At 44.0% G+C, this 25085-nt stretch carries 22 protein-coding genes; 10 read left to right on the top strand and 12 right to left on the bottom strand.

Annotated features, from left to right (window positions below; genetic code table 11):
- Positions 1-44: 44 nt before the first annotated feature.
- Positions 45-1136, bottom strand: a complete 1092-nt coding sequence (locus tag AK966_RS08095) for a calcium:proton antiporter (protein WP_119463914.1) — start codon at positions 1134-1136, stop codon at positions 45-47.
- A gap of 242 nt (positions 1137-1378) precedes the next feature.
- Here AK966_RS08095 and AK966_RS08090 point away from each other — a divergent pair, with 242 nt between their 5' ends.
- Positions 1379-1738 (top strand): hypothetical protein, encoded by a 360-nt coding sequence (locus tag AK966_RS08090; RefSeq protein WP_182852624.1) that lies wholly within the window; start codon positions 1379-1381, stop codon positions 1736-1738.
- Between the two features lie 31 nt (positions 1739-1769).
- Here the strand turns inward: AK966_RS08090 and AK966_RS08085 are convergent, their stop codons facing one another.
- From AK966_RS08085 to AK966_RS08065, 5 genes are all read right to left on the bottom strand, one after another.
- Positions 1770-2690: an amino acid ABC transporter permease gene (locus AK966_RS08085; RefSeq protein WP_119463913.1), complete on the bottom strand. Its 921-nt coding sequence runs from the start codon at positions 2688-2690 to the stop codon at positions 1770-1772.
- 64 nt (positions 2691-2754) lie between these two features.
- Complete coding sequence (locus AK966_RS08080; protein WP_119463912.1) at positions 2755-3573, bottom strand: transporter substrate-binding domain-containing protein; 819 nt, start codon at positions 3571-3573, stop codon at positions 2755-2757.
- A 10-nt stretch (positions 3574-3583) separates the two neighbouring features.
- Complete coding sequence (locus AK966_RS08075; protein WP_099077700.1) at positions 3584-4381, bottom strand: amino acid ABC transporter permease; 798 nt, start codon at positions 4379-4381, stop codon at positions 3584-3586.
- 3 nt (positions 4382-4384) lie between these two features.
- On the bottom strand, positions 4385-5128 hold the full coding sequence (locus tag AK966_RS08070) for an amino acid ABC transporter ATP-binding protein (RefSeq protein ID WP_409119915.1): 744 nt from the start codon (positions 5126-5128) through the stop codon (positions 4385-4387).
- Between the two features lie 193 nt (positions 5129-5321).
- On the bottom strand, positions 5322-6470 hold the full coding sequence (locus AK966_RS08065; protein WP_119463911.1) for an iron-containing alcohol dehydrogenase: 1149 nt from the start codon (positions 6468-6470) through the stop codon (positions 5322-5324).
- 180 nt (positions 6471-6650) lie between these two features.
- On the opposite strand from AK966_RS08065, the gene AK966_RS08060 reads away from it, so the two are divergent.
- Entirely contained in the window at positions 6651-7535 is an 885-nt protein-coding gene (locus AK966_RS08060) for an AraC family transcriptional regulator (protein ID WP_099077702.1), read from the top strand.
- A 274-nt stretch (positions 7536-7809) separates the two neighbouring features.
- Positions 7810-10968 carry a chitinase C-terminal domain-containing protein gene (locus AK966_RS08055; RefSeq protein WP_119463910.1) on the top strand — a complete coding sequence of 1053 codons (3159 nt, stop codon included), beginning with the start codon at positions 7810-7812 and terminating at the stop codon, positions 10966-10968.
- An 82-nt stretch (positions 10969-11050) separates the two neighbouring features.
- On the opposite strand, the gene glgC is transcribed toward AK966_RS08055, so the two are convergent.
- The 4 genes from glgC to AK966_RS08035 form a co-directional block, all read right to left on the bottom strand.
- Complete coding sequence (gene glgC / locus AK966_RS08050) at positions 11051-12265, bottom strand: glucose-1-phosphate adenylyltransferase (protein ID WP_119463909.1); 1215 nt, start codon at positions 12263-12265, stop codon at positions 11051-11053.
- Between the two features lie 371 nt (positions 12266-12636).
- Complete coding sequence (locus AK966_RS08045) at positions 12637-14385, bottom strand: formate--tetrahydrofolate ligase (RefSeq protein ID WP_119463908.1); 1749 nt, start codon at positions 14383-14385, stop codon at positions 12637-12639.
- Between the two features lie 237 nt (positions 14386-14622).
- A complete protein-coding gene (locus tag AK966_RS08040) occupies positions 14623-15927 on the bottom strand; it encodes an inosine/guanosine kinase (protein ID WP_099077706.1) in 1305 nt (434 codons plus the stop codon).
- A gap of 130 nt (positions 15928-16057) precedes the next feature.
- Entirely contained in the window at positions 16058-16531 is a 474-nt protein-coding gene (locus tag AK966_RS08035) for a CreA family protein (protein WP_099077707.1), read from the bottom strand.
- A 199-nt stretch (positions 16532-16730) separates the two neighbouring features.
- Between AK966_RS08035 and AK966_RS08030 the strand changes: the two genes are divergently transcribed.
- The 4 genes from AK966_RS08030 to AK966_RS08005 all read left to right on the top strand — a co-directional run bounded on the left by AK966_RS08030 (position 16731) and on the right by AK966_RS08005 (position 21752).
- Complete coding sequence (locus AK966_RS08030; RefSeq protein WP_099077708.1) at positions 16731-17240, top strand: flavodoxin; 510 nt, start codon at positions 16731-16733, stop codon at positions 17238-17240.
- Between the two features lie 1019 nt (positions 17241-18259).
- Complete coding sequence (locus AK966_RS08020) at positions 18260-18928, top strand: HAD-IA family hydrolase (protein ID WP_099077710.1); 669 nt, start codon at positions 18260-18262, stop codon at positions 18926-18928.
- Positions 18929-19826: 898 nt separating this feature from the next.
- Entirely contained in the window at positions 19827-20423 is a 597-nt protein-coding gene (locus AK966_RS08010) for an ACP phosphodiesterase (protein ID WP_099077711.1), read from the top strand.
- Between the two features lie 75 nt (positions 20424-20498).
- Positions 20499-21752 carry a DEAD/DEAH box helicase gene (locus AK966_RS08005; RefSeq protein ID WP_172438023.1) on the top strand — a complete coding sequence of 418 codons (1254 nt, stop codon included), beginning with the start codon at positions 20499-20501 and terminating at the stop codon, positions 21750-21752.
- A gap of 30 nt (positions 21753-21782) precedes the next feature.
- On the opposite strand, the gene AK966_RS08000 is transcribed toward AK966_RS08005, so the two are convergent.
- Positions 21783-22571, bottom strand: coding sequence for an EAL domain-containing protein (locus AK966_RS08000; RefSeq protein WP_119463906.1), 789 nt, complete (start codon positions 22569-22571; stop codon positions 21783-21785).
- 195 nt (positions 22572-22766) lie between these two features.
- Complete coding sequence (locus AK966_RS07995; protein ID WP_119463905.1) at positions 22767-23399, bottom strand: hypothetical protein; 633 nt, start codon at positions 23397-23399, stop codon at positions 22767-22769.
- A gap of 130 nt (positions 23400-23529) precedes the next feature.
- On the opposite strand from AK966_RS07995, the gene AK966_RS07990 reads away from it, so the two are divergent.
- The 3 genes from AK966_RS07990 (at position 23530) to AK966_RS07980 (ending at position 25050) form a co-directional block, all read left to right on the top strand.
- Entirely contained in the window at positions 23530-23772 is a 243-nt protein-coding gene (locus tag AK966_RS07990; RefSeq protein ID WP_119463904.1) for a DUF2164 domain-containing protein, read from the top strand.
- A gap of 172 nt (positions 23773-23944) precedes the next feature.
- A complete protein-coding gene (locus tag AK966_RS07985; RefSeq protein ID WP_099077716.1) occupies positions 23945-24484 on the top strand; it encodes a cytochrome b in 540 nt (179 codons plus the stop codon).
- Positions 24481-25050 (top strand): YceI family protein, encoded by a 570-nt coding sequence (locus AK966_RS07980; RefSeq protein WP_099077717.1) that lies wholly within the window; start codon positions 24481-24483, stop codon positions 25048-25050. The genes AK966_RS07985 and AK966_RS07980 overlap by 4 nt, the downstream gene beginning before the upstream one ends.
- Positions 25051-25085 lie beyond the last annotated feature (35 nt).

Below are 25085 nucleotides of genomic sequence, written 5' to 3'. Positions count from 1 at the left end.
ATCGTGGGGCTTTGGCGTACGAGTGCCAAAGCCCTTTTTCATGATTAATCAAACATTAAAATGATGTAGGCGAAGAATAGAATGAGGTGCGTGGCCCCATTGAGTGAATTGGTTCTACCGTTACTGAAGCTCACACTGGTCATGAGGAGCGTTGCGCCGAGCAATACCATTTCTGCAGGTGCAAGGCCCAAACGAATTGGCTCGTTCATTACGCCAGATATCAGCAGTACCGCTGGGACGGTCAGCGCTATCGTCGCAAGTACTGAACCGAAAAAGAGATTCATCGCACGCTGCAGTTGATTGGTTACCGCTGCTTTGACTGCGCCGACGGCTTCTGGAGCAAGAATGATCAACGCAACCACCAATCCACCTAATGCTGCTGGTGCGCCCATGACGGTGATACCATCATTGATTGGAATCGCCAGGCTTTTCGCAAGTAAGATGATCACGACGAGATAGCTGACGAGCATGATGGTATGGAATGCATTGCTATGAAGTGGCCCATGGTGATCGTGACAGTCCTCATTATCCGCATCGATAAAATAACTGGTATGGCTTCGTGTCTGAACAAAGAGGAACACGGCATAGAGCGCAATCGAAGCGAGCACCAATGTCCACGTTAGGCTAGTCGACATGTTGCCGAAGGCATCCGTACTGGTGAAGTTAGGCAGCACCAAACAAAGTAGCGCCAGTGGAATAATTGCTACCAAGTAGGCCTTGATGCCATCTAGATTGTAGGTTTGAGTGTGATACTTCAAACCTCCGATCAGCAAGGTAATACCTACAAAGCCATTCAACACTGCCATAACAACAGCAAACATAGTGTCCCTTGCTAAGTACGGGTTTGAATCACCGGTAAGCATGACGGATGAGACCATGATGACTTCGAGCAGTACAACGGAAAGGGTAAGGATGAGAGTGCCGTAAGGATCGCCTAGTTTGATGGCAAGCGCGTCAGAGTGGCGTACCACCGAGAAGATCGCGACCATGACCACATAGAACAGGACACCCGTTGTCAGTACGTAGGAAATTGGTGCTAAACCGCCAGTCAGAAGGTTGTCGCCAATAAGCTTAAAAAACAGTACGGCGAGAATACCTAAAGGCAATTTGTATTCTTGTTTGAGTAGGTTAAGCATGTTGAGTCTTTATTGCGTTGCCGAAGGCTCGTTATGTTCCTTTAACGAGGAGATATCGGATGAATACTGCAATTCCTCTGCGGTAAAACGATGTGGTAACAATAAAGGCAATGAAATCGTGTTGAAATGGTTTAGAGAAATTCATATCTGCGTCATCAATTATGAATTTCTCTAATTCGTATCGTTGAAAACAAAAAATAATAATAATAAGGGGGTAAACAACGCTTACTGAGGAAATAACTATGGAACGTGCCATCTACTTAAATGATAGAAAATACCGAATTTGTGATATCGGGGAAGGGGAATGCACTTTGGTCATTACCTATTCTGATGATGTCGAATCCTTGTTTTATAGCTATAGCCATTTGTACTTGGAGTTGGAAAGGGTATTGATAGTAGACATATCACGCTGCTGGAGTCAGAGGCTAGAGGAAATGACTACGGCAGAATGTGAATTATTGGCCAAAGACATTCAATTATTAGCAGATGTTTATTGGCTTGATGAGGTGAAAGTAATGACTGAATGCAAAAATGAATCCCTTGAAATTAGTCTTTTTGATAAGTTTTACTTTCGAAAATTACAGATGCTAAACACGCGATAATTGCTAATTGCTAATTGCTAATTGCTAATTGCTAATTGGAATAGGATGCTGATTTTTTCTCGATGTATCTAAAAAATAGGGATAGCCCGAAGCAAATGAGGAAATAAACCAATCCCACTATAAGCCAGATCTCAAAAATGTAGCCAGACGAGTTCGCTATTTCTGTGCCAACAAAAGTCATCTCCTGAATTGAGATCAGCGATACGATTGACGTGTCTTTCACCAAGGCGATAGTTTGCCCGGCAAGTGCGGGTGTAATGGCTTTTAGCACTTGTGGCGCAATGACAAAGCGGTATTTTACCCAGCGAGAAAGGCCAAGTGAATCTGCGGCTTCCCATTGGCCTTTATCGACGCTTTGCAATCCAGCACGCACGACTTCTGCAATGTAAGCAGAAGAAAGTAAGCCAACACATAACACCCCAGACGCGAGGTTTTCCCAAAGGTTAGCAGGACCAAATAAGAAGAGTTGAAGCGCGTTAGGTTCGCCACGATAGTTACGCAACCGATCTTCTAATCCGAGCAGGGGAATTAATTGGTTGGAAATAAAGAAATAGAAAATGAATACAAACACCAATGGAGGTATGTTTCTCACCAATTGAATGAATGTATTCGTAGGTGTGCGTAACCAAACAGAATCAGAAAAACGCGCCAAACCAAGAACGGTACCAAATACGACTGCCAGGGCAATGCCCCATAAACTCAGACGTAAAGTCGAAATCAACCCCTGGAAGAAGTAGGGTAAGCTGCCGTCTGCTCTTGGCGTCAATAGCAGTTCCAGCGCTTCCTTCCAATGCCAGATGTAGTTCACCCCTACGGTGGAGCGATGATAGAGCCAACCCCCAACTAATGCACAGATGGCAAGCAGCACCCAATCAAGTAGATTAAAACGACTCAAGAAAAAGCCTGATTTTACTTTGTTAGGTGCAAGGCGTGTGGTGGTTTGTCCGCTCAAAAACTTAAACTCCGATGTGAACGTGGTAAAAGAGTGGCTCGCTCAAACAACGAGCCATCAAGGGTTACTGACCTTGTGCGATTTGATCTTGCCAATCTAATGTAGAGAACCAGTATTCGTAACGTTCATCTAGCCAGCCATCTTGTGTACGATCTTCAATCCATTGGTTGAAGAGTGCTTTTTTATCTTCTTCACCTAAGCGAACCGCAAACGCTTCGTTCCCTTTTGATAGGCGCTCAGTAAACGGAATAAACAGTTTGTCTGCGTGCTTGATTGCTTCATGTTCTGGTTTCGGGCTTGAAGCAATGACAGCGTGAGCATTACCGTTCAGGACTTCTTGGAATGCTTGAGCGTCATCATCAAATTGAAGAATTTTCGCTTTCGGGAATGTCTCACGTGCGACTTGCACTGTGAACGCACCACGTCGAGCTGCAATTTTTACACGGCGAGAATCAAAGTCTGAAAACTCACTAAAGCCTGAAGCTAACTCTTTGTTTGCAGAGATTTGAACGCCAGAATGAGAGTAAGGTTGGGTGAACAATACGCTCTTGGAACGCTCTGGTGTGATCGACATGCCACCAATGATGACATCAAACTTTTTAGCAAGTAGAGCAGGGATGATCCCGTCCCAAGCGGTTGGTACAAACTCCACTTTCAAGCCCGAATCTGCGGCGAGGCGTTTTGCTACATCAATTTCAAAACCGATCAATTCGCATTGTTTGTTACGCATTGCCCAAGGTACGAAAGTCGACATACCGACGCGAAGCGTGCCGCGCTCTTTAATTTGGTCCACATTTGGGGTCGTTGCTTCTTCTTGTGCAAGCGAAGGCAAAGCAATAGCAAGTCCCAATAATGCGATGATGGTCGCTTTGAATAACTTCATCGTTATCTCCTTATAATTTTCGCCAACTGGCTCCCAGTTTGTGTTCCAGCCAAGCGGATAAGCCAGATAGTGACAATGTGAGAGCAAGGTAGATTGCTGCCACGCTAAACCAAATTTCAAACGGCATCGCCGTCTCAGATACAATGTTTCTCGCTTCTGTTGTCAGGTCGAAAATCGCCATCACGCTGACGATAGAAGAGTTTTTAATCAGTGAAACTACTTCGTTCGTCAGTGGTGGCAGAGTACGTTGAAGTACCTGAGGAAGAATCACGTCTTTGTAGGCAAAGAAAGGGGATAGCCCTAAGCTTTTTGCTGCCTCAAACTGCCCTTTTGGAATGCTGTTTAAGCCCGCACGGAAGATCTCAGCGGTGTATGCCCCTTGGAAAAGGGACAGCGCTAAAACGGCGGTACTGAAGCGGTCTAAACCGATCACGGGTCCAAATACAAAATAAAGCAAATAGATTTGGACGAGCAGTGGGGTGTTACGAATGAGCTCTACATAGGCGGAGCCAATTGCGTTGCCTACTTTTGAATCGCTGAGTCGCAAAAGCGCCGTCACTAACCCGATGGCTAAGGTAAAAAAGAGGCTTATCGCAGAGATTTTTAAGGTGACGATTAATCCGTCAATCAATTCAGCGGGCCACCATTCGCCATCTTCATAAAAGGCAATGTAGTCCGGCACGCGCTCCCACTGCCATTGATACCCCATGGCTTGAGCGCCAGAATCGAGTACCCATACAATGACAACCAAGAGGATGGCCATTTGTAATATTGCTTGCAGAACCGGTTTGATGATTCGAATCACCATAGATTAGTAACTCAAAATTTGTTCAAGGAATGCTTGTGTTCGCGGATGTTGAGGCGTCTCAAAGAGCGCAACTGGCGAGTTCATTTCAATGATTTCACCCTCATCCATAAACACGACTCGGTTTGCGACTTTTTTTGCAAACCCCATTTCGTGTGTGACACAAATCATCGTCATGCCACTTTGGGCGAGTTCAACCATGACATCGAGCACTTCGTTGATCATTTCTGGATCAAGTGCTGATGTTGGCTCGTCAAACAATAACAAGTCTGGCGCCATACAAAGAGAACGGGCGATAGCAACACGCTGCTGCTGACCACCAGAAAGCTGAATAGGGTATTTGTTGGCTTGCTCTTCGATATTAACGCGTTTTAGATAATGGCGAGCACGCTGTTCTGCTTCTTGCTTGGATAGCTTAAGCGTGCGGACAGGAGCAAGCATGAGGTTTTCTAGGACAGTAAGATGCGGGAAAAGGTGGAAGTGTTGAAACACCATCCCAACCTTTCCAGGCTTTTGTTTTTTCGAGCCTGCGGGTTGTTCAAAAACGCTCACTTCACCTTCTTGAATAGATTCAAGATGGTTAATACAACGAATCAGAGTCGATTTTCCTGAACCCGAAGGGCCACAGACGACAACGATTTCTCCAGTATGGACCGAAAAATTGATGTCCTTAAGAGCGTGGAATTCACCATACCATTTGTTTACGCAGCTGAACTCAACAACGATGTTTCTCTCTTTCAAAGGCGACAACTTTTGCAATACTTTTCTTTTAACAATAACAACTTAATTACCTTATTGCACCTCCAAAAATAATAAAGTGCATGGAAAACATGAGCCGAGATAACCAGTTAACCAAAGTGAGGCTGAAAAGTGTTCAACGCCAATAAAAAGCGGCATTGCGTCCGTAAAGACACAATGCCGTCAGAGGTTTAACCGATAGTGATTATGCGACAGCTAGTTCGAGGATTTTACGGCTATTCTCTAGGTCGATAGATTGGTTTTCTCCTAGTATCGTCATGCCGTGTTTACTTAGCTGATCAATAATGGCATTGATTGCCTCGTCACGATCGCCGCCGTAGTTTTCTAGCTGTGTTGCTACGCCCAGTTGGTGATAGAAGGCTTCGATTGCTTCGATCGTGCGTTCTGCCAAATCACCACCGTCAGCCAATCCGAATACATTGCGTCCCATTTGTTCTAGTTTAGGACGCTTGAACGTCATTTGGTTACGCAGTAATGATGGTTGAATGATCGCTAGCGAACGTGCGTGGTCAACGTGCCATAGTGCGGTCAGCTCATGGCCGATCATGTGCGTTGCCCAGTCGTGAGGAACGCCGCTACCGATGAGACCATTTAACGCTTGGTTTGCTGTCCACATCAGGTTCGCACGCCATTGATCGTTGTCGCGTTCAGCGAACTGTTCACCCAATACTTGTAGGTTTTTCAGTAGTGCTTCTGCGTAACCGTCTTGAACCATCGCACCTGTTGGCTGTGTTAGGTATTGCTCACAAACGTGAACCCAAGCATCGACAATGCCGTTGATAAGTTGACGTTCAGGCAGTGTTTTCATGACATCAGGGTCAAGCACGGCGAATTTTGGCTGAACCGCAGGTGCCATGAAAGCCAGTTTGTCTTGCGTTTCTGCTTTAGTGATGACCGCACCCATGTTCGACTCAGAGCCTGTTGCTGGTAAAGTCAGAATCGCAGCTAGCGGGGTCGCTTGTGTTACTTGATGTTTGCCCACCATGATGTCCCAGCCATCACCATCGTACTTAGAAGATGCAGCAACGTATTTAGATCCATCGATAACGGAACCACCGCCTACAGCAAGAATGAAATCAATGCCTTGTTCTTTCACGATGGTAACCGCTTTGTCTAGTGTCTCTTTCGTTGGGTTTGGCTCAACGCCAGAAAACTCCAACCAGTCTCGTCCCTCTAGTGCTTGCATTACTTGATCGTATACGCCGTTCTTTTTGATAGAACCGCCACCATAGATAACCAGTACTTTTTGACCCATAGGAATGGCGTCTTTGATCGCTAAAATTTGGTGTTGACCAAAGAAAATTTGAGTTGGGTTTACGTATGAAAAGTTCATTGCTTTACCTATTTCTTCCATTGTGAGGAGAGTGAATGCATGCATATTAGTACGATGAAAGGGGAGGGAGTAGGTCGATTTCTGTAAATTTATTGCCTATTCCTACAAAATTTCAGGTCTTATGCTGGAACTCTATTCAGAACTCAAAGTATAGTGCCCCATAATCGATGGAGTAGCGCAATGAACACACTTGCAGAGCTTATGCAGCAATACGCTGAGAGTCATGACTTGCATGATCTCGAAGGTATTAAAGAAACCGCGTTAGAAGGCGTTTGGTTTTATCGAAGCAGTAGGGGCAATCAGCGTCAGCCCTTTATTTATCAGTCTGGCATCATCGTTCTTGGTCAAGGGGACAAAAATATCCATATTGGCACGACGCCAGTGCGTTATGGGCCTGATGACTACTTGGTTGTAGGGGTACCTATGCCGTTGGAGTGTGAGGCAATTGCAACCAATAACGCGCCTTTATATGGGATCTCGATAGATATCTCACCAGCACTTTTACAAAAGTTAGTCAAGAAACTCGAAGCGAAACGTTTTAGTAACGTTGTCGAGGATTCTGCTCAGTGCGGTTTGAAGTCGGTTCGTATGAACGATGCCATGCTTGATGCATGCAAACGCTTGATGAGCATGTTATGCAATGAACTAGATATTGCGATGCTAGGAGATATGTTACTTGAAGAAATTGTTTATCGTGCACTTGTAAGTGAATCAGGGCACGTACTGTTTGAATTAGCACATCAGGAAGGATCTTACGCTAGGGTAGCAAAAGCGTTAAACCGTGTTCATCAGGCGTATCACGAACAACTGAATGTTCAAACCTTGGCAGAAGAAGCCAATATGAGCGTTTCTGCGTTCCATCAGGCTTTTCGTAATGTAACGCTCGAATCTCCATTACAATACATCAAAAAAGTAAGGTTAAACAAAGCACGAGAATTAATTCAACTGGAGGGAAGAAGGGTAAACGATGCAGCACGCTTAGTTGGATACAGCAGTCCTTCACAATTCAGTCGAGAATACAAAAGACATTTCAATGAAACGCCGAGAGCGACAAAAATTACTTGACCCATAGACCCAATATTGAACTTTGGTTAGATGTTTTTGTTTATTTGCGATCGACTTATTTATTCGGTCTATAAAATTACTTATCGGTGCAAAATAAGCCGTACTTTGTTGCAACGTTTTAGTGGAATGTTGAGAAGTGCTGTTGAAAATTTATAAATATTTAATGTGAAATGGGAAAGTTGTACTTAAGTTATTTTACGTCAAAACAAAAGTGTGAATGCAGCTTATGCAATTCATATAATAACGTGTAAACAATAACTTAAGGAAGAGCGCTATGCACCTTAGAAATGGGAAAGCAGCAAAGAATGTCTTTACATTCAGCACTTTGACTGCTTCTTACCTAATGGCATTCAACAGCTACGCAGCCGTTGACTGTACCCCTTTAGATACTTGGGATTCGTCAAAAGTTTATCATGGCGGCGATCAAGTTCAGTTTGAAAACAACGCATACCAAGCGCGTTACTGGACGCAAAACAACAACCCTTCACAATCTGGCGAATGGGGAGAGTGGAAAATGCTTGGCGTTTGTGATGGTGGCGTCATTGATCCCCCATTAAATGAAATACCGACAGTCACTTTAACATCACCTTCTGCGTCGGCTTCTATCACGGCAGGTGACGTAGTAAACCTAGCAGCAGAGGCTACGGACACTGATGGTACAGTCAGTAAAGTTGAGTTCTTCGTTGACGGCGCTCTGGTTGGTACATCAACAGTAGCGCCTTTCACTGCATCATGGACGGCAACAGAGGGTAATCACGAGTTCTCAACTACAGCTTACGACGACAAGAATGCCGCGAGCACAGTCAGTGCAGTCACTCTTACTGTAAACGCAGGTCAACCGGGAAATGAAGCACCAACGGTAGACGTGGCACTATCAGCAACTTCTGTTGAACTTGGTGGTACGGTAACGGTTTCAGCTAACGCGGCTGACGCGGATGGCACGGTTGCTAAAGTTGAGTTCTTTGCGGCAGGTACGATTATTGGTACGGCAACCGCTGCGCCTTACGCTGTTGATTTCACTCCGGAACAAGCAGGCAGTGTATTTATATATGCTAAAGCGACAGACGACGCTGGCGCAACAACGGATTCTTCCCTTGTATCGCTATCAGTAAATGGTGGTGAAGTGACTTCAAACTGTCGTCCTGACGGCTTGTACCAAACGGCTGGTGTGGATGTTCCTTATTGTACAATTTACGACGAAGAAGGTCGTGAATTAATGGGCACCGATCACCCACGCCGTGTCATTGGTTACTTCACAAGCTGGCGTAGTGGTGATGATCCGCAAGCGACTTACCTCGTCAAAGATATTCCTTGGGAGCAATTAACGCATATTAATTATGCATTCGTGAGCATTGGCTCTGATGGTAAAGTGAACGTTGGTGACGTGACTGATCCTACGAACCCTGCAACAGGTAAAACTTGGCCGGGTGTGGAAGTTGATCCTGCGTTAGGCTTTAAAGGTCACTTCGGTGCACTGGCAACTTATAAGCAAAAACATGACGTTAAAACTCTGATTTCGATTGGTGGTTGGGCAGAAACAGGCGGTCACTTCGGCGCTGATGGTAACCGTGTCGCTGATGGCGGTTTCTACACGATGACAACCAACGCAGACGGTTCAATCAACTACACAGGTATCGAGAAGTTTGCAACGTCTGCCGTAGAGATGATGCGTACCTACAAATTCGATGGTTTAGATATCGACTACGAATACCCCACGTCTATGGCTGGTGCGGGTAACCCTTACGATAAAGACTTCATGGAACCACGTCGTCCGTATTTATGGGCATCTTACCAGGAGTTAATGAGGGTACTTCGTGAGAAGCTAGATGTCGCCTCTAATCAAGACGGTATTCATTACATGCTGACGATTGCAGCACCATCTTCAGGTTACCTGCTGCGTGGTATGGAAACCTTCGATGTAACTAAGTACCTCGATTACGTGAACATCATGTCTTACGACTTGCATGGTGCCTGGAACGATCACGTTGGCCACAACGCGGCACTGTTCGATACAGGTAAAGATTCAGAGCTCGCTCAGTGGAACGTTTACGGCACGGCTGCATACGGTGGTATTGGTTACTTGAACACTGACTGGGCGTATCATTACTTCCGTGGTTCAATGCCTGCTGGTCGCATTAACATTGGTGTGCCTTACTACACCCGTGGTTGGCAAGGTGTAACAGGTGGTGAAAATGGTCTTTGGGGCCGAGCTGCGCTACCTAACCAATCTGAGTGTGCACCAGGTACAGGTGAAGGCGAGAAGAACAACTGTGGTCACGGTGCTCTAGGTATCGATAACATGTGGCACGATACTGACCCTAAAGGTAACGAAATGGGCGCTGGTTCTAACCCAATGTGGCACGCGAAGAACCTAGAGAAAGGCATTTGGGGTTCTTACGCTCAAGCGTACGGTCTAGATCCAGTAAACGAACCATCAGACCAATTGGTGGGTACGTACACGCGTAACTACGATGATGTTGCAGTAGCACCATGGCTATGGAACGCAGAGAAGAGCGTATTCCTGTCAACAGAAGACAAAGCGTCAGTTGAAGTGAAAGCAGACTACGTTATCGATAAAGAAATCGGCGGTATCATGTTCTGGGAACTAGCAGGTGACTATAGCTGTTACGTACTCGACGCGAACGGTAACCGTACGACGATTGATGCAACTGAACAGGCATGTGCGGCTGGTAATGGTGAGTACCACATGGGTAACACTATGACTAAAGCTATTTACGACAAGTTTAAGTCTGCAACGCCTTACGGCAACAAGATCGCAATAGGTACTATCCCGACAGAAGCAGTCGACATCGCAGTGAGTATTGGTGGCTTCAAAGTGGGTGACCAAAACTACCCAATTAATCCGAAGATCACGTTCACAAACAACACGGGTCAAGCGATTCCTGGCGGTACAGAGTTCCAGTTCGATATTCCTGTATCTGCACCGGATAACGCCAAAGATCAGTCTGGTGGTGGCCTCAGTGTGATTGCGTCTGGGCATACTCGTGCAAACAACATCGGTGGTTTGGACGGTGTAATGCACCGCGCATCCTTCTCTCTACCTGCATGGAAAGACCTGCCTGAGGGAGGGAGTTACGAGCTTGATATGGTTTACTACCTACCAATCTCTGGTCCTGCTAATTACACGGTGATTTCTGGTGGTAAAGAGTTTGCGTTCAAGTTTGAGCAACCAGAATTACCAATCGGTGAGCTAAACTCTGGCACTGGCACTGGCGGTGCGGAACCTGGTACTTGTGACACGGCTGGACTGGTCACTTACCCAGACTTCCCTCAAACAGATTGGCAAGGTAACCCAAGCCACGCAAACCAAGGTGATAAAGTGATTCATAACGGTGTGGTATACAAGGCGAACTGGTGGACAGCATCGGAACCAGGTAGTGATGGTAGTTGGTCAACAGTGTGTAATATCTAATCCAAATTAAATGGAGATGAAAAAGCGCGCGATGTACATCGCGCGCTTTATTTTTGCTGCTTTAATTCAGGCATCTGAAGCGCTAAAACTCGTAGTCCTCTGGTATTACAACAATGCCTTTCTCGGAAACATGGAAGCGTTTAGCATCTTCAATTTTATTGATTCCAATTTGGGTATGAGGTGGTATCTTCACATGTTTGTCGATGATGCAGCTAACCAGCTGGCAACCTTCTCCGACTTCAACGTTGTCAAAGATAATGCTATCGACAATAGTAGCGCTGTCGTTGATAATAACATCTGAAAAAATCACAGAATGTTGCACAGAGCCTCCGGAGTTAATCACACCATTTGCAATAATGGAGTTAATAAAAATACCTTCATTCCCCGTAGCGGAAGAGACGGTACGTGCTGGTGGAAATTGTCCCTCGTAGGTACGAATTGCCCAGTTGGGCTGATAGAGATTCATTGGTGGGACTGGCTCTAGTAGATCCATATTCGCCTCGTAGAAAGAATCAAGAGTGCCCACATCACGCCAGTAGCAATCTTTGTCTACTCGACCTTTACTACCACAGAATTTGTAGGCGTAAACGGACTCGGTATCGATCAATTTCGGAATGATGTCTTTACCAAAGTCATGGCTTGAAGTTTCCAATTTGGCATCTTCTTCCAGTGCAACTTGCAGAACGTCCATATCGAAAATGTAGATTCCCATAGAAACAAGGCTTTTCGTTGAGTCCTCAGGGAGAGTTGGTGGTTGATCAGGTTTTTCTACAAAGGACTGGACCAGACCATCTTCATTGATCCCCATGACGCCGAAGGCGCAGGCCTCTTCTACAGGAACATCCATGCAGGCAACCGTGAGTTTTGCACCATTCTCTTTATGCTCTTCTAGCATGGCTGCATAATCCATTCGATAGATATGATCACCAGAAAGTACCACGACGTACTTCGCATCATTACGAGATAACAGCCACATATTGTGGTAGATCGCATCGGCCGTCCCTTCATACCATGCACCACCTTTGCGCATCTGCGGAGGTACGGCCGTGATGTATTCACCAAGTTCAGGGTTGAATATGGACCAACCGTCACGAAGGTGTTTTTGCAGTGAATGTGATTTGTACTGTGTCAGGACGAGAATCTTTCGTAAACCTGAATGAAGACAGTTAGTCAGTGTGAAGTCAATGATTCGGTACTTACCACCAAATGGTACGGCAGGCTTGGCTCTGTCATCAGTAAGGGGGCTTAGCCTAGAGCCCATTCCACCGGCCAAAATTACTGCGAGTGCATCTTGCATAAATCTTCCCTTTCCCTTGTATTATTTTCGAAACAGCATTAAACCCGGGGAGTGGGTTTATCCTAAATCTGCACGATGAATTGGTAATCGAATGTCCATTTCTTAAACTTTAGTTCAAGAATCGAGCCATAGAGTGTATTAAGCAAAATCAATGTGGTAGAGAGGGGACATCAGGCAATTGCACTAATTTAGGGGATGATCACCTTGTCTTGCACTGTATTGGGGCGATAGTTGGTGAGGAAGTCTGTATTATGACGATCAGTACCCAAGTGCCTTGATGAAGCCACTTGGGTACAAAGCTATCCTTTAGTATGAACTATTAAAAGGAGAATGAATGGAAGAAAGAAATACTAGTGATCTTCTCTGATAGATTATGACAAACCAACAATATTGCCATGCTCGTCTAGGTCAAGGTTCATAAATGCAGGTTTATCTGGAAGGCCTGGCATGGTCATCACGTTACCGGAAAGCGCATAAATAAAACCTGCACCAGCGCATAAGCGTAGCTCGCGGATAGGCACAGTAAACCCGCTTGGCGCACCTTTAATCGCAGAATCTGTGGTGATAGACAATGGTGTTTTGGCAATACACACGGCGAGATCATCAAAGCCTAGTTTTTCAAAATCTGCCAGTTGCTTTTTAGCCAACTCACTCATCTCAATGCTCGATGCACCATATCCTGCTTCACACACGGCCATCAATTTCTCTTTTAAAGATTGGTCTTTGGTGTAAAGAGGGCGAAACTCAGAAGGTTGCTCACAAGTCTCGATCACATGTTGTGCCAGTTCAATCGCGCCTTCACCACCTAGGCCGAACGCCGTACTTACTGCCACTTTAACACCAGGATTGAAGCTGTTGATTAGGGATGTTAGCTCCGCCAACTCATCTGCGGAATCTTGTGGAAACTGGTTGATCGCGACAACGGTAGGGATACCATACTTATGTACGTTATTGATGTGCCATTTAAGGTTTTCAAACCCAGCTTCTAACGCTGCAGGATCCGGATTGAATATGGTATCGGGAATGGCCATTCCCGGTCGCAAGTCGTAGTGACCCGAGTTCGCTTTTAAACCACGTAATGTTGCGACAATCACCACACAGTCAGGTGCACGGTTGGCTGCCGTCGCTTTAATGTTGCACGCTTTTTCAAAGCCCATGTCTGAACCAAAACCAGCCTCAGTGACAACGTAACTAGAAAGTTTAAGTGCAATCTGGTCTGCGATGATGGAAGAGTTGCCGTGAGCAATGTTGGCAAACGGACCTGCGTGAATAAGAGTAGGGACGCCTTCAAGTGTTTGCATCAAGGTTGGTGCAATCGTCTCTTTGAGTGTTACTGCCATTGCCCCAGCAACTTGCAGGTCTTCTGTTGTGACAGGTTTTCCATCTAGATCGTAAGCAACAACGATACGACCGATACGCTGGCGGAGATCTTTTAGGTCTTGCGACAGCGCAAGAATCGCCATTAGCTCTGAAGCCGCTGAGATATCGAAACCTTCTTCGCGCTCAAAACCATTGATGGTTTTGCCTTCTTCGTTCAGGCCAATCTTAACCATGCGCAGCGCACGGTCGTTATGGTCCATTACGCGTTTCCACGTAATGCGCTCAACGTCTATTTTTAGTGCGTTGAGCCCGGTACGCGCTTCAAATGCATCGTAGCCTTCACGTTGCTCGTGGTATAAGCGAGCATCAAGCGCTGCAGAGGCAAGGTTATGGGCGGCTGTGACAGCATGAATGTCACCAGTAAGATGAAGATTAAGTTCGTCCATTGGCGCAACTTGAGAGTAGCCACCGCCCGCAGCACCACCTTTCACACCAAATACCGGCCCCATGGATGGTTGACGGATACACGCCATCACTGATGGGGTGATTTTTGATAGGCCCTGCGCAAGACCGATGGTTGTTACGGTTTTTCCTTCACCCAAAGGGGTAGGTGTAATTGCAGTGACCAGCACCAATTTACCATCTTGGTTGGTATTTAAGCGTTCAAGACATTGGGGATGAACTTTAGCTTTGTGTTTTCCGTGTGTATCGAACTCGTGCGGCAAAAGACCAGCATTTGCAGCAACGGTCACAATAGAAGACAACGGTGTGTTTCGGCAAATTTCAATATCAGACTGCATGGATACTCCAAAAAAATGGCTAACACGTCGCTTTCAACATAAACAATCGAATAGACAGTATTGTTATTGCGCAAACGTTTGCGTGGGGATGATACTGGTAAAATAAAAGCTGTAAAGCAGTTCATGCGCGGTAGCGTGCTACATGATAACAAAAAACACTAAATACTGCGTTAGATCAAAACAAAAAGGCCACCAAATGGTGGCCTTTACCAATTTTTTGCTCTAAGCACTTAGTTTTTAGCGATCCCAGTAGGTCTCTTCTAGGCTATCTTCACGCTCTGGTAGCGCTCGAGATAGACGAGGAGAGTGCTGAGTAAGCACTTCGTAGCTTACGCGGTTTGCGTATTTACAAATCTGGGATAGAGAAGAGTAAGTTAGACAACGTACTTCATGTTTCTCAGAGTTTGGTACTTCCTTCTGGTGGAAAGAGTTTGCTGCCATATCGTGAAGAAGTGCAGACAGTGCTGCATCACCAGCACCATTTGTGTTTTTAATCTCAAGTGGACCGCCAAGGTATGGGCCGATGTGAGAATACACTTTCATTGGCTTCTTACAGTCTTCTTGACGCATCGCGCGACTAAACTCGAATTTGTTGAACTCTTTAATGGAGCCTTCAAGAATATCATGTGTCGTTTCGCGTTTTACTATCTCGTCGGTGTAGCCTGCCATGTATAGGCCATCAGGCCCAGCGGTACACAGTACAAGATCAACCCATTCTAGTGCTTTGTCGGCGGCAGTAAGAGGATCAGATTCACCGGTTAACGCCGCGCCTTCTTCTTCATTCATCGCGACAACAGACACGTTTTCACGGATGTATTCCTGCCACCACTCAGCATTACCTTCAATGACGTACTTTGTGCCAAGCGTCAGAACTACAGGAACGTCATGCTTCTTAGCGAAGTTGATTGCACGCTGAACCGCTTTTGGCATTGGATCTTCTTCTTTACCACGCATAAGGTAAGAAGAAACAACAAGAGCAGAGGCTTTTTTGAATACTTCTTCTGGAATGCTTTCAGGAAGCAGTTGGTTCATGTGACCTTCGTTAATCGCGAAAGTTCGTTCACCATCTTGAGTAATGAGTGTATAGCAACGACCAATCGGACCATCAACCGTTTGGAGGTGGTTTAGGTTCATACGAGAAGATGTGCGGCATAGGTAGCGGTATGCAAATGAACCAACTTGGATGTTCTTAGACATCACACCTAGAAGCACCGATTTGCTGTCTGCCAATACTGAGTAGTTGTGCAGCGTGTTACCAATCGTGTCACCAGGGTACTGATGGGTAATCAGGCCTTTTTCGACTAGCTCTTCGTATAGTGCATCCGCTTTGCTCTCTTCAAGAACGAGCGAGTGTCCTTTGCTTAGTTTGTATTTTTCTAAAAACGCATCGTCAACGCGTGCTTCGATATCTACGATGGTTTGACCAACACCAACAACCGTTGGACGGTACAATTTCGGAGTTGGTCGAATTTGGTTAACTAATGGATCTCGAGCGTGAGTTGGGAAGTAGTGTTTAGATTTACGCTGACCAGGAAACTTCATGCTTGTTCTTTAATGAGAAAAAAAAGAGACGAAATTATATCACAAAAAAATGAAATTCATTACCTAAATCACAAAGAAATTTGCCCGCTGAAAAATGCAGCGGGCTGATGTTATTACAAGCGATTTAGGATTACTTTTCCTGTGTTACAGCCGGTTCTACGTAAGCTTTAGTGCCCCATAGTGGAACCGTTGATAAGCTGTGCTTAAAGCTACCGTCGGTCTCTTTGGTTGTGTAAGACAAATACAGCAATGTTTGGCTCTCTGGATCAAAGATGCGTCTTACTTTCATTGTTTTGAAGAAGATGCTCTTTGATTTTTTAAACACTACTTCTCCTGATTTACTTTTGTCGATTTTGGCTATCATTTCTGGGGTAATATCACCGGTTTGACGGCAAGATATGGAGCTGTCACTTGGATCGGATAAGCTTAAATTCGCTTCGATAGAGGCGATATGGCAAGTAACACCAGTGACTTCCTCATCCTGTAGGTGGCCGATTTTAATATCTTTCATCGTGAACATACCTAGCGATACATCACCAACCTCGTTATCGCCACATCCCGCTAAGACGGTAACTAAACTTAAAGCAAGCAAGCGTTTTTTCATTTTATATCCTTAAAATCGGCAAGTTATTAGTTCAATTTATCAGACAGACGAACTGAAAACAAAATTTGGCGTTACCTCAGGAGTTTAGCTAGGTTTGTTAGAGGCTTCATGCTAATGTACCTCTCAATAACGGGTAGTGTAATCAAAGTCCCGTATTTACTCGCTGCAGGTTGATGAATGTGGCACTTAAGGTAACAAAATGAATGAACAACAGTTAGATATCATAAAACGAAAAAACGCATGGCTACATGATTTAGTCGAAGTGGAGTTTCCGACAAAAGAAAGTCTCGAAGGGCGTGAAATTTACTTCCAAACTCTTGAAACGCTAAGCCATGAGGTTATCGATAAATCACTGTTACTTACTAAAGATAATGTGCTGGAAGCAAAGGATATTTTCCTTGTCGATTTTCATAGGCTGACGGTGATGTTCTCTATCCTTCAGTCACAGCGTTGGGACGAGCAGCGCGATCAAGAAATGATCATTGAGTATTTGACCCAGATAATTTTGGTTCCTGAGTTTGAGTTGTATGTCGGATTTAGTGATGGAGAGGCGGTCGGTGCGGCCATTGTGAGTCATCTGGAAGGGAACACCCTAATTTCGGATATTGCTGTTTCTCAACACTTAGACAAGCAGCAGTTTGCAGCAGATTTAGCTAAAAAACTCGATAGAGATAAAAAAATGTGTGAGACGATTGTGTTAGAACACTGATTTTTGTGGAGTTCTGTCCGGAATTCAACATTTCATCGACGCAACATTTCTCTTAAGCTGGGTAAAACACGATTAAGCGTTTTGAGCCTGTAATGGCGCTGTTGTTGTGCTTAGGGACGGCAGTAGTCAATGTTCACGACTCTGAAAGGGGAACTCAAACGAATACTGGTTCTACATGCCTATGAACCATCTTATCAATGGACCAATGTCATGTAAAAGGCTTCGAGCAAACCGATAACGAAGTCAAGCTGTTTATCGAATATCTAGATGCACAGCGAATCCACTCTGATGGCTATTTACCGTAAATAGCTCAGTACATGTTATTCAAATCTCAAGACTATATTTTTGATGGCATTATCATTTCAGACGATACGGCGCTACCATTTTTCAGCGTTATCTACCTAATTTTCAACGTGTTGCTCAGTGGATTGCTGTAGGAATAAATGACGAACAAGCGTCGTTAGTCAATACGACACACAGGCACGGTATTGTATGAATGCGATCGTGTAGAGGAAAATATTAAACTGATTAATCTTCTACGACCAAGTATTAAAAATCAATATTATCTTGCCGTTCGAAGTATGACTTCCGAATTAATTCGCCAGCGCGTGACCGTAGAAATGGAGAAGTTTCCTCAAATTAATTTTGTCGAAATTCGGGATGAAAGTTTATCAGAAGCGGCAGAGCTTTTGTTACGTGGAAGGGGCCAACATTTGACCATGCCTTGTGTCAACTCGTGTTTGATAATTTAGAACGTTTCGTTTAGGAGCGTTATTTATATCCAGGTTGTGAAGACTAACGATAAGGTTATGTTGTTTTATATCGCATCTTTTTTGAGCTTGACGGCGCTTTCGGTGATCTTGTGCGAAAAAAAGTGAATTGCTCTTTGTCATTTTTGAGAAATGCCAACTCTCTCGTTTAAAGCGACCTAAACTTTAATATCATGTTGAAATCTGAGCAGCAGGTGGAAAAGACCAAGATGATTGGTTGACACAAAAATTAAGGTTTGGGGGCATGCCATGGCTATTAACGAGATTAAATGCATCATATTTGACTGTGACGGAACATTGGTTGACAGTGAGCGTTTGTGTTGCCAGGCCTTAGTTAACGTATTCGGTCGGCACGGAACAGAAATGACCATCGATGACTGTATCGTCCATTTCAAAGGCGGTAAATTAGCAGATATCTTGATTGATGCTAAAAAGTTAATGGCAATGGATGTGTCAATCGATGTACTCGAGCCACAATATCGAGAAGAAGTGCAAAAGCTATTTGTGCGTCACTTGAAGCCAATGGAAGGCGTGAAAGAGTTGATCGATTTTCTCGACTCACACCATATTGAATACTGCGTAGCGTCGAATGGACCTAAAGATAAAGTTGAATATGCACTTGAATTAACGGGCTTACTTGATATTTTTAAAGGTAAGGTTTTTTCTGCGTTTGATGCAAACAGTTGGAAGCCTGAGCCGGATCTCATCATGTACAGTGCGATGAATATGGGCTTCCTGCCAAGTGATTGCTTATACGTTGATGATACACCAAAAGGCGTTGAAGCGGGCCTTAATGCAGGCATTAAGACGGTTCAGTTGTATAACGGTGTACTTATTAATCTTGTTGACGATGAACGAGTCATTCGTATTAACCACTTGCACGAACTAAAAGAGCAGCTGTTAGGCTGCTCGGTATAGCGATGCGCTAATTCTTAATCTCGTTTAATGGCACACGTTACTCAAACTATGAACATGTTTGAATTTAGTTTGTAGATAGGGGGTATGATGTACACGTTGGATGGAAGAAAAGTGTTTTGTATGGAACCCACATGAAGCGCATGTGAATTTTTCGCCATTGGATGAGATCATATACTCATCACATTGACAGAGTGGGCATTGAAGGTCGTCAGTATTTTTTGTGTTGTTGTAATTATTCATATTATTCACTAGCAGCAAAATGGATTTGGCATCATCAAGAATAGCTGAAGGCTTACCTTTAAGACATTTTTTCATCAAATACAGAAAATTATTTCGATTCACTTCAAAATAAAATGTGCAAGCAGGGCAGCTCACATGATTGAGAACAGGTATCACATCAAAGGTGAGTTAATGTTACTAGCAACGAAAAGGGCCAGTGTGGCGTCTTTTCGTTGAGAGTGGATTGGACTAACGGTTTACCTTCGTGCCTGCCACTTGCTCACGTTGTGTAATAAAACGGTGGCAATTCGTCGTCAATACAATGCATTCGTTTACTTATGACTCCTGTTATAGCTTTTTAAATTGTTATTTCTCACTGTTATATATGTGTCATATAAAGGCTATAAAATAGGAGTAGCTGTCACTGAAAATTTGGAATTGTGGCAGTGAAGTGTGAAGCAGATTTGCTTCAGGAGATGCAAATAAAGGAAGTCACAATGAGCGATCAAGACCAAAAGGATGAATGCCTAGAGATGCTTGATGCTCTTGAGAACGGTATTATCTTGTCGGATTACATTGGCTCAGAAGACGAATAAGTACAATTAGTACTCCCCCGTGTCACAACAGACGTTATACTAAGCTCATGTAAGACGAGCTAAAAGACCACTCACAGCGTCTAATGAACTTTCTAGCCCACCTGCATATTGCAGATCACTGTAATAGCCATTTAATGGGAAACTTGCTTGGAGATTTCGTAAAGGGAGATCCAAGCAAGCAGTATCAAACTGAAATTTCCAATGGCATAAAACTTCATCGCTTTGTCGATCGTATTACCGATCAACACGCCATTGTCGAAGAGTGCAAACCACACTTTACTGGCGTTGCACGCCGCTTTGCTCCCATCGCCCTTGATATGTTTTGGGATCATTGCTTAGCAAAACACTGGAATGCATTCCATCCTGACTCGCTTGACGAGTTTGTCTATTTCGCTTTTCAAAACGTCAACGCTCAAGTGGTTGACACATTACCACCTCGTTTTTTGCTGCTTCACAGCCGTATGTGGAGGGAGGGATGGCTTCTATCGTATCGAGCACTTGAGAATATTGAGTTTGCTTTACATCGAATGTCTCAGAGAAGCCCTCGAATGGCGGATTTAACCACAACATTTGAAGTGCTAGAAAATGAATATATGAGTTTAGAGGCGAAGTTTCCGTCGCTTTATCAAGATGTTCTGAACCAAGCGTACGAATACCATCAACAACTGAACAAATCTTAGGTTGACGGTTTCTAAAAGTAGTATGACTAAGGTGGCTCTGGTAAACTCTGCGCTCCAAAATTTATGAGGTTTATCATGTCCGTTAATTTCGCTGATCTTGGCATTGATCAACAGTTGGTAGAAACCCTAAGTGGTTTGAATATTGTGTCGCCAACACCTGTACAGGAAAAGTCGATTCCGCATGTATTATCGGGAAAAGATCTACTTGCTGCTGCGCAAACGGGAACCGGTAAAACGGCGGCGTTTGGATTGCCTATTATTCAAGCGGTACAGCAAAAGAAACTTAACGGAACCCCACAAGCGTTGATACTGGTTCCGACTCGTGAACTTGCACAACAGGTGTTTGATAATCTAGCGCAATATGCAGCTAATACAGAGCTTCGCATCGTATCTGTGTATGGTGGTACAAGCATTGGTGTACAAAAGAAGAATCTGAGAGAAGGGGCGGATATCCTTATAGCGACCCCTGGTCGTTTGCTTGACCATTTGTTTAACGGCAATGTAAACATCTCAAAAACAGGCATTCTTGTTCTTGACGAAGCCGATCGAATGTTAGACATGGGTTTTTGGCCTGACTTACAGCGCATTCTTCGTCGCTTACCAGAAACCAAGCAGATCATGCTTTTCTCTGCGACGTTTGAAAAGCGCATCAAAACGATCGCGTACAAATTGATGGATTCTCCGGTAGAAGTAGAAGTCTCCCCGGCAAATACCACAGCTGAAACTGTGAAGCAAATGGTTTATCCAGTGGATAAGAAGCGCAAACGTGAATTACTTGCGTATTTGATTGGCTCTCGCAACTGGCAACAAGTGTTGGTATTCACTAAGACGAAACAAGGTAGTGATGAGCTTGCGAAAGAGTTAAAGCTTGACGGTATTAAAGCGGTATCAATAAACGGGGATAAATCTCAAGGTGCCCGTCAACGTGCACTGGATGAGTTCAAAGCGGGTAAAGTTCGTGCTTTGATTGCAACAGACGTCGCAGCGCGTGGTTTAGATATTCAAGAGTTAGAGCAGGTAGTCAACTTTGATATGCCATTCAAGGCGGAAGATTATGTTCATCGAATTGGCCGTACTGGACGTGCAGGTAAGTCAGGTTTAGCCATCTCATTGATGAGTCGTGATGAAGAGTACCTGTTGCACGCAATAGAAAACTTGCTCGATCAGCGCTTGCCTCAAGAGTGGTTAGAAGGCTTTGAGCCGAGCTTGATCGAAGATATTGAGCCCGAACTCAATGGTTTAGGACAACGTAAGAGTCGCTCATCAGAAAAGCGTAAGCTAAAGGCGAAACTCGCGATTCACAAAAATCGTGGGAAAAAGCGCCGATAAAAAGGTGATGATGGCTATCAACAATGTTGATTAAGCCGTTTTTGCTTTTTGAAATGCTTCAAGTGCTTGCGGCATGGCTAATAAGTAGCCTTGATACATATCGAAACCGAGCTTTTTAACTAAATTTAGTTGATGTTCGGTTTCAATTCCTTCCATGACTGTTTTTGAGGAGGTTTCTTGAGCAAGAGCCAATGCTTCCATCAAGCAAGAAAAATCTCCGTTTTCGTATCTTAAAAGTAAGGAGCGATCGATCTTAATGATGTTCGGCTTCACCGATCTTACTCGCTCAATTGTTGAAGCATCAATGCCGTAGTCATCTATTGCCAGTAAGTAGCCATTGTTACTTAAGTCTCTGGTTGCTTTATACAGCAGTGTCTCATTACGGGCATCCAGCTCAACCAACTCAATCACGATCTGGTCCCTTCGTAAGTTAGCTTGAATGATCGTACGATTGAGTAAGTTACGATAAGCGATATCTTGCGCAAGTAATTCTGCCGCTGTCGGCAATACATTGAGAAACAGCTTATTGTTATTGAATTTTGATTGACTGAAATTGTTTATGTGAATCAAACGGCTTAGACGTTCGACATTAATTTGGTCTTCGGCTGGAATGCAGTTGGACTGAAAAAATTGATCTGGTCTTATCAATAACCCATCTTGATTACTGATACGGACCAATGCTTCGAGTCCGACAATGGAAAGATCTTTATGATAGATAGGCTGGAAGACACTTCGCAATGTCAGATGCTTGTATTGTGCGATGTACTGTCCATCTACTTGCTTTAAAATGCAGTCAAGCAACTGCGAGATGCTCATCATTATTGTTACAACCTAGACTAATGCTATTCATTCGTTACTTTACTGATTGTTTGCAATTAGTTTTACGACGGAGTAGAAAATTTTCGCTGACGAATACACCAAAAGCAAGAGAGTTTGTGTTAGTTAAATAGAATAGTCGACCCATATCAAACAAATCGATAAATAAGTTAATAACGGGTCCAGCGAACTTGCAGGCTACCATTGTAACACGGCATACAATTGAAGATACTTTCTAACCAACTGTTGCTTATTTGAACGCCGTAATGGATGGCCTGACTTTATGTAACACGGGCTAATACCGAAGCGTGTATCAAGTGAATTGGTCAACTGAGACTCGCTGGTATACAAAGTGATGCCTTGTTCTGTGTATTCATCGATGGGTACGGGTAGTTCCCCCATCCACCAATGCAGTAACTCACGACTGGTTTTACTGCGGCTTATCCAGTGATCAGTCACCAAAAACAACAAATCGTTTGGTTGTAACGCATAGCCATACTCACTTTGCCATTCTGTGATAGAAGACAATAGATTCTCACGACAAGAATTACCTGCGCTGACCATATGATGACTCAGAACCCAAACTGTGCCTATTTCAGAAGAGATACGATAGTGATGAGGTAGATCTTGCGCATTAAGCACCTCAATAGGCTTGATGATACTATTATACCCAAAATGTCGAAAGGTATGCTCCATACGTCTGGAAAAAGCGAGGCCTAAGTGATGTTCACTCATGCCTTGATTATGAACCGCAGGATAATGCTTCTCGCACAGTTTAAGACAATCGTCTTGAAAATCATTGACACTTTGGATGACTAAGTCGAGCAGCAAAGAATATACCTTCACAGTTAATAATATAAACTGCAAAAGGTTAGCATAGTCCTTTGAGGATAGACTAATTTAGTTAGGCAACTTCTTGATCTAAACTACAATTTTGGCACTATTACATAAGAGGGATGACATGATAAAACTAGAGAGAGCACAAAAAGAGGCGCTTGCAAATGCAATTCAAGATTACATGCAAGATGAGTTGAGTATCGATATCGGTCAATTTGATAGCGAGTTTTTAATAGACTTTATCACCGATAAGCTAGCACCACTTTATTACAATAAAGGGGTTGACGATGCAAAAGCGCTCATTGAACGACGGATGCTTGAAATGGCCGATGAACTGTATGAAATCGAGCAAGATGTTCAACTCTAACTATCGGTTTCTAGATAATTTGTGTCTTCTTCTAATTTTTCGAACAAGTTGTTTGAACGGGGGTTGTTGGCTGGGTGTAAATGATGGTAAATAATCTGTTTCATTCAAGGTTGGTAAGTTAATGTTATGTTTTCGAATAATATTAACTTAGAAAGATATCTAGGAACATGAAATGGGAACAGTAGTAAAGAATTACAACCTAACTGCACGATTTATGCATTGGCTATCTGCACTTTGCATCATCGGTTTGTTTGCTGTGGGTTTGTGGATGGTGGACCTTAGCTATTACAGCGAGTGGTATCGAACCGCACCACATTATCACCGCTCTGTGGGCATTCTATTAGCCATACTCACTTTGGCACGCATCGTATGGAAGTGTGTGACAGCGTCACCTAAAGTGGAAGGGAAACCTTATGAAGTGGTTGCTGCAAAAGCGGTTCATGGTGTGATGTATCTGCTACTTATTGTTATCTTTATTTCAGGTTACCTCATCTCAACCTCTGACGGTCGTGGTATCGATGTGTTTAACTGGTTTACGATACTTGGGGTAGGAGAGTTATTTCCGGGACAATCAGACATCGCTGGGGAAATTCACTTTTATGCCGCTTGGGCTCTGATACTAATGGCTGGTGTACACGCCGTCGCTGCACTCAAACATCACTTTATCGATAAAGACAACACATTAAGAAAAATGCTAGGAGCTTCACAATGAAAAAGTCACTTTTTGCTACAGGATTAGCTTTCGCACTTGCATTACCATTCGGTGCAAATGCTGCGGATTATGTTATCGATACGAAAGGTGCTCACGCATCGATTAACTTTAAAGTTAGTCACTTAGGCTACAGTTTCATCAAGGGACGTTTTAATACATTCTCTGGTGATTTCTCTTTCGATGAAAACAACATTGCTGATGCGCAAGTAAACGTAGTAGTAGACACAACTAGCCTTGATTCTAATCACGCAGAACGTGATAAGCACATTCGTAGTAATGATTTCATCGACGCGAGCAAATACAGCGAAGCAACGTTTAAGAGCACTAAAGTGACCGATAAGGGTAATGGTAAACTCGATGTAACCGGCGACCTGACTCTACACGGTGTAACGAAACCAATTACCATTGAAGCTGAGTTTGTTGGTGCAGGTAACGACCCATGGGGGGGAGAGCGTGCTGGTTTTATCGGCCAAACTCGTCTAGAGCTTGCTGATTTTAAAATCCCAGTAATGGGGTCTTCAAGCTACGTTGATATGGAACTGCATATTGAAGGTATCAAAAAGTAATTCTTCATCTTTTATCGCTTAAACGAAGAAAGCGC

Source organism: Vibrio sp. PID23_8 (genome assembly GCF_003584965.1).
Classification (GTDB): domain Bacteria; phylum Pseudomonadota; class Gammaproteobacteria; order Enterobacterales; family Vibrionaceae; genus Vibrio.
Note: the sequence above shows the minus strand (reverse complement) of the source record. Positions and strands in the feature narration are given on the sequence as shown.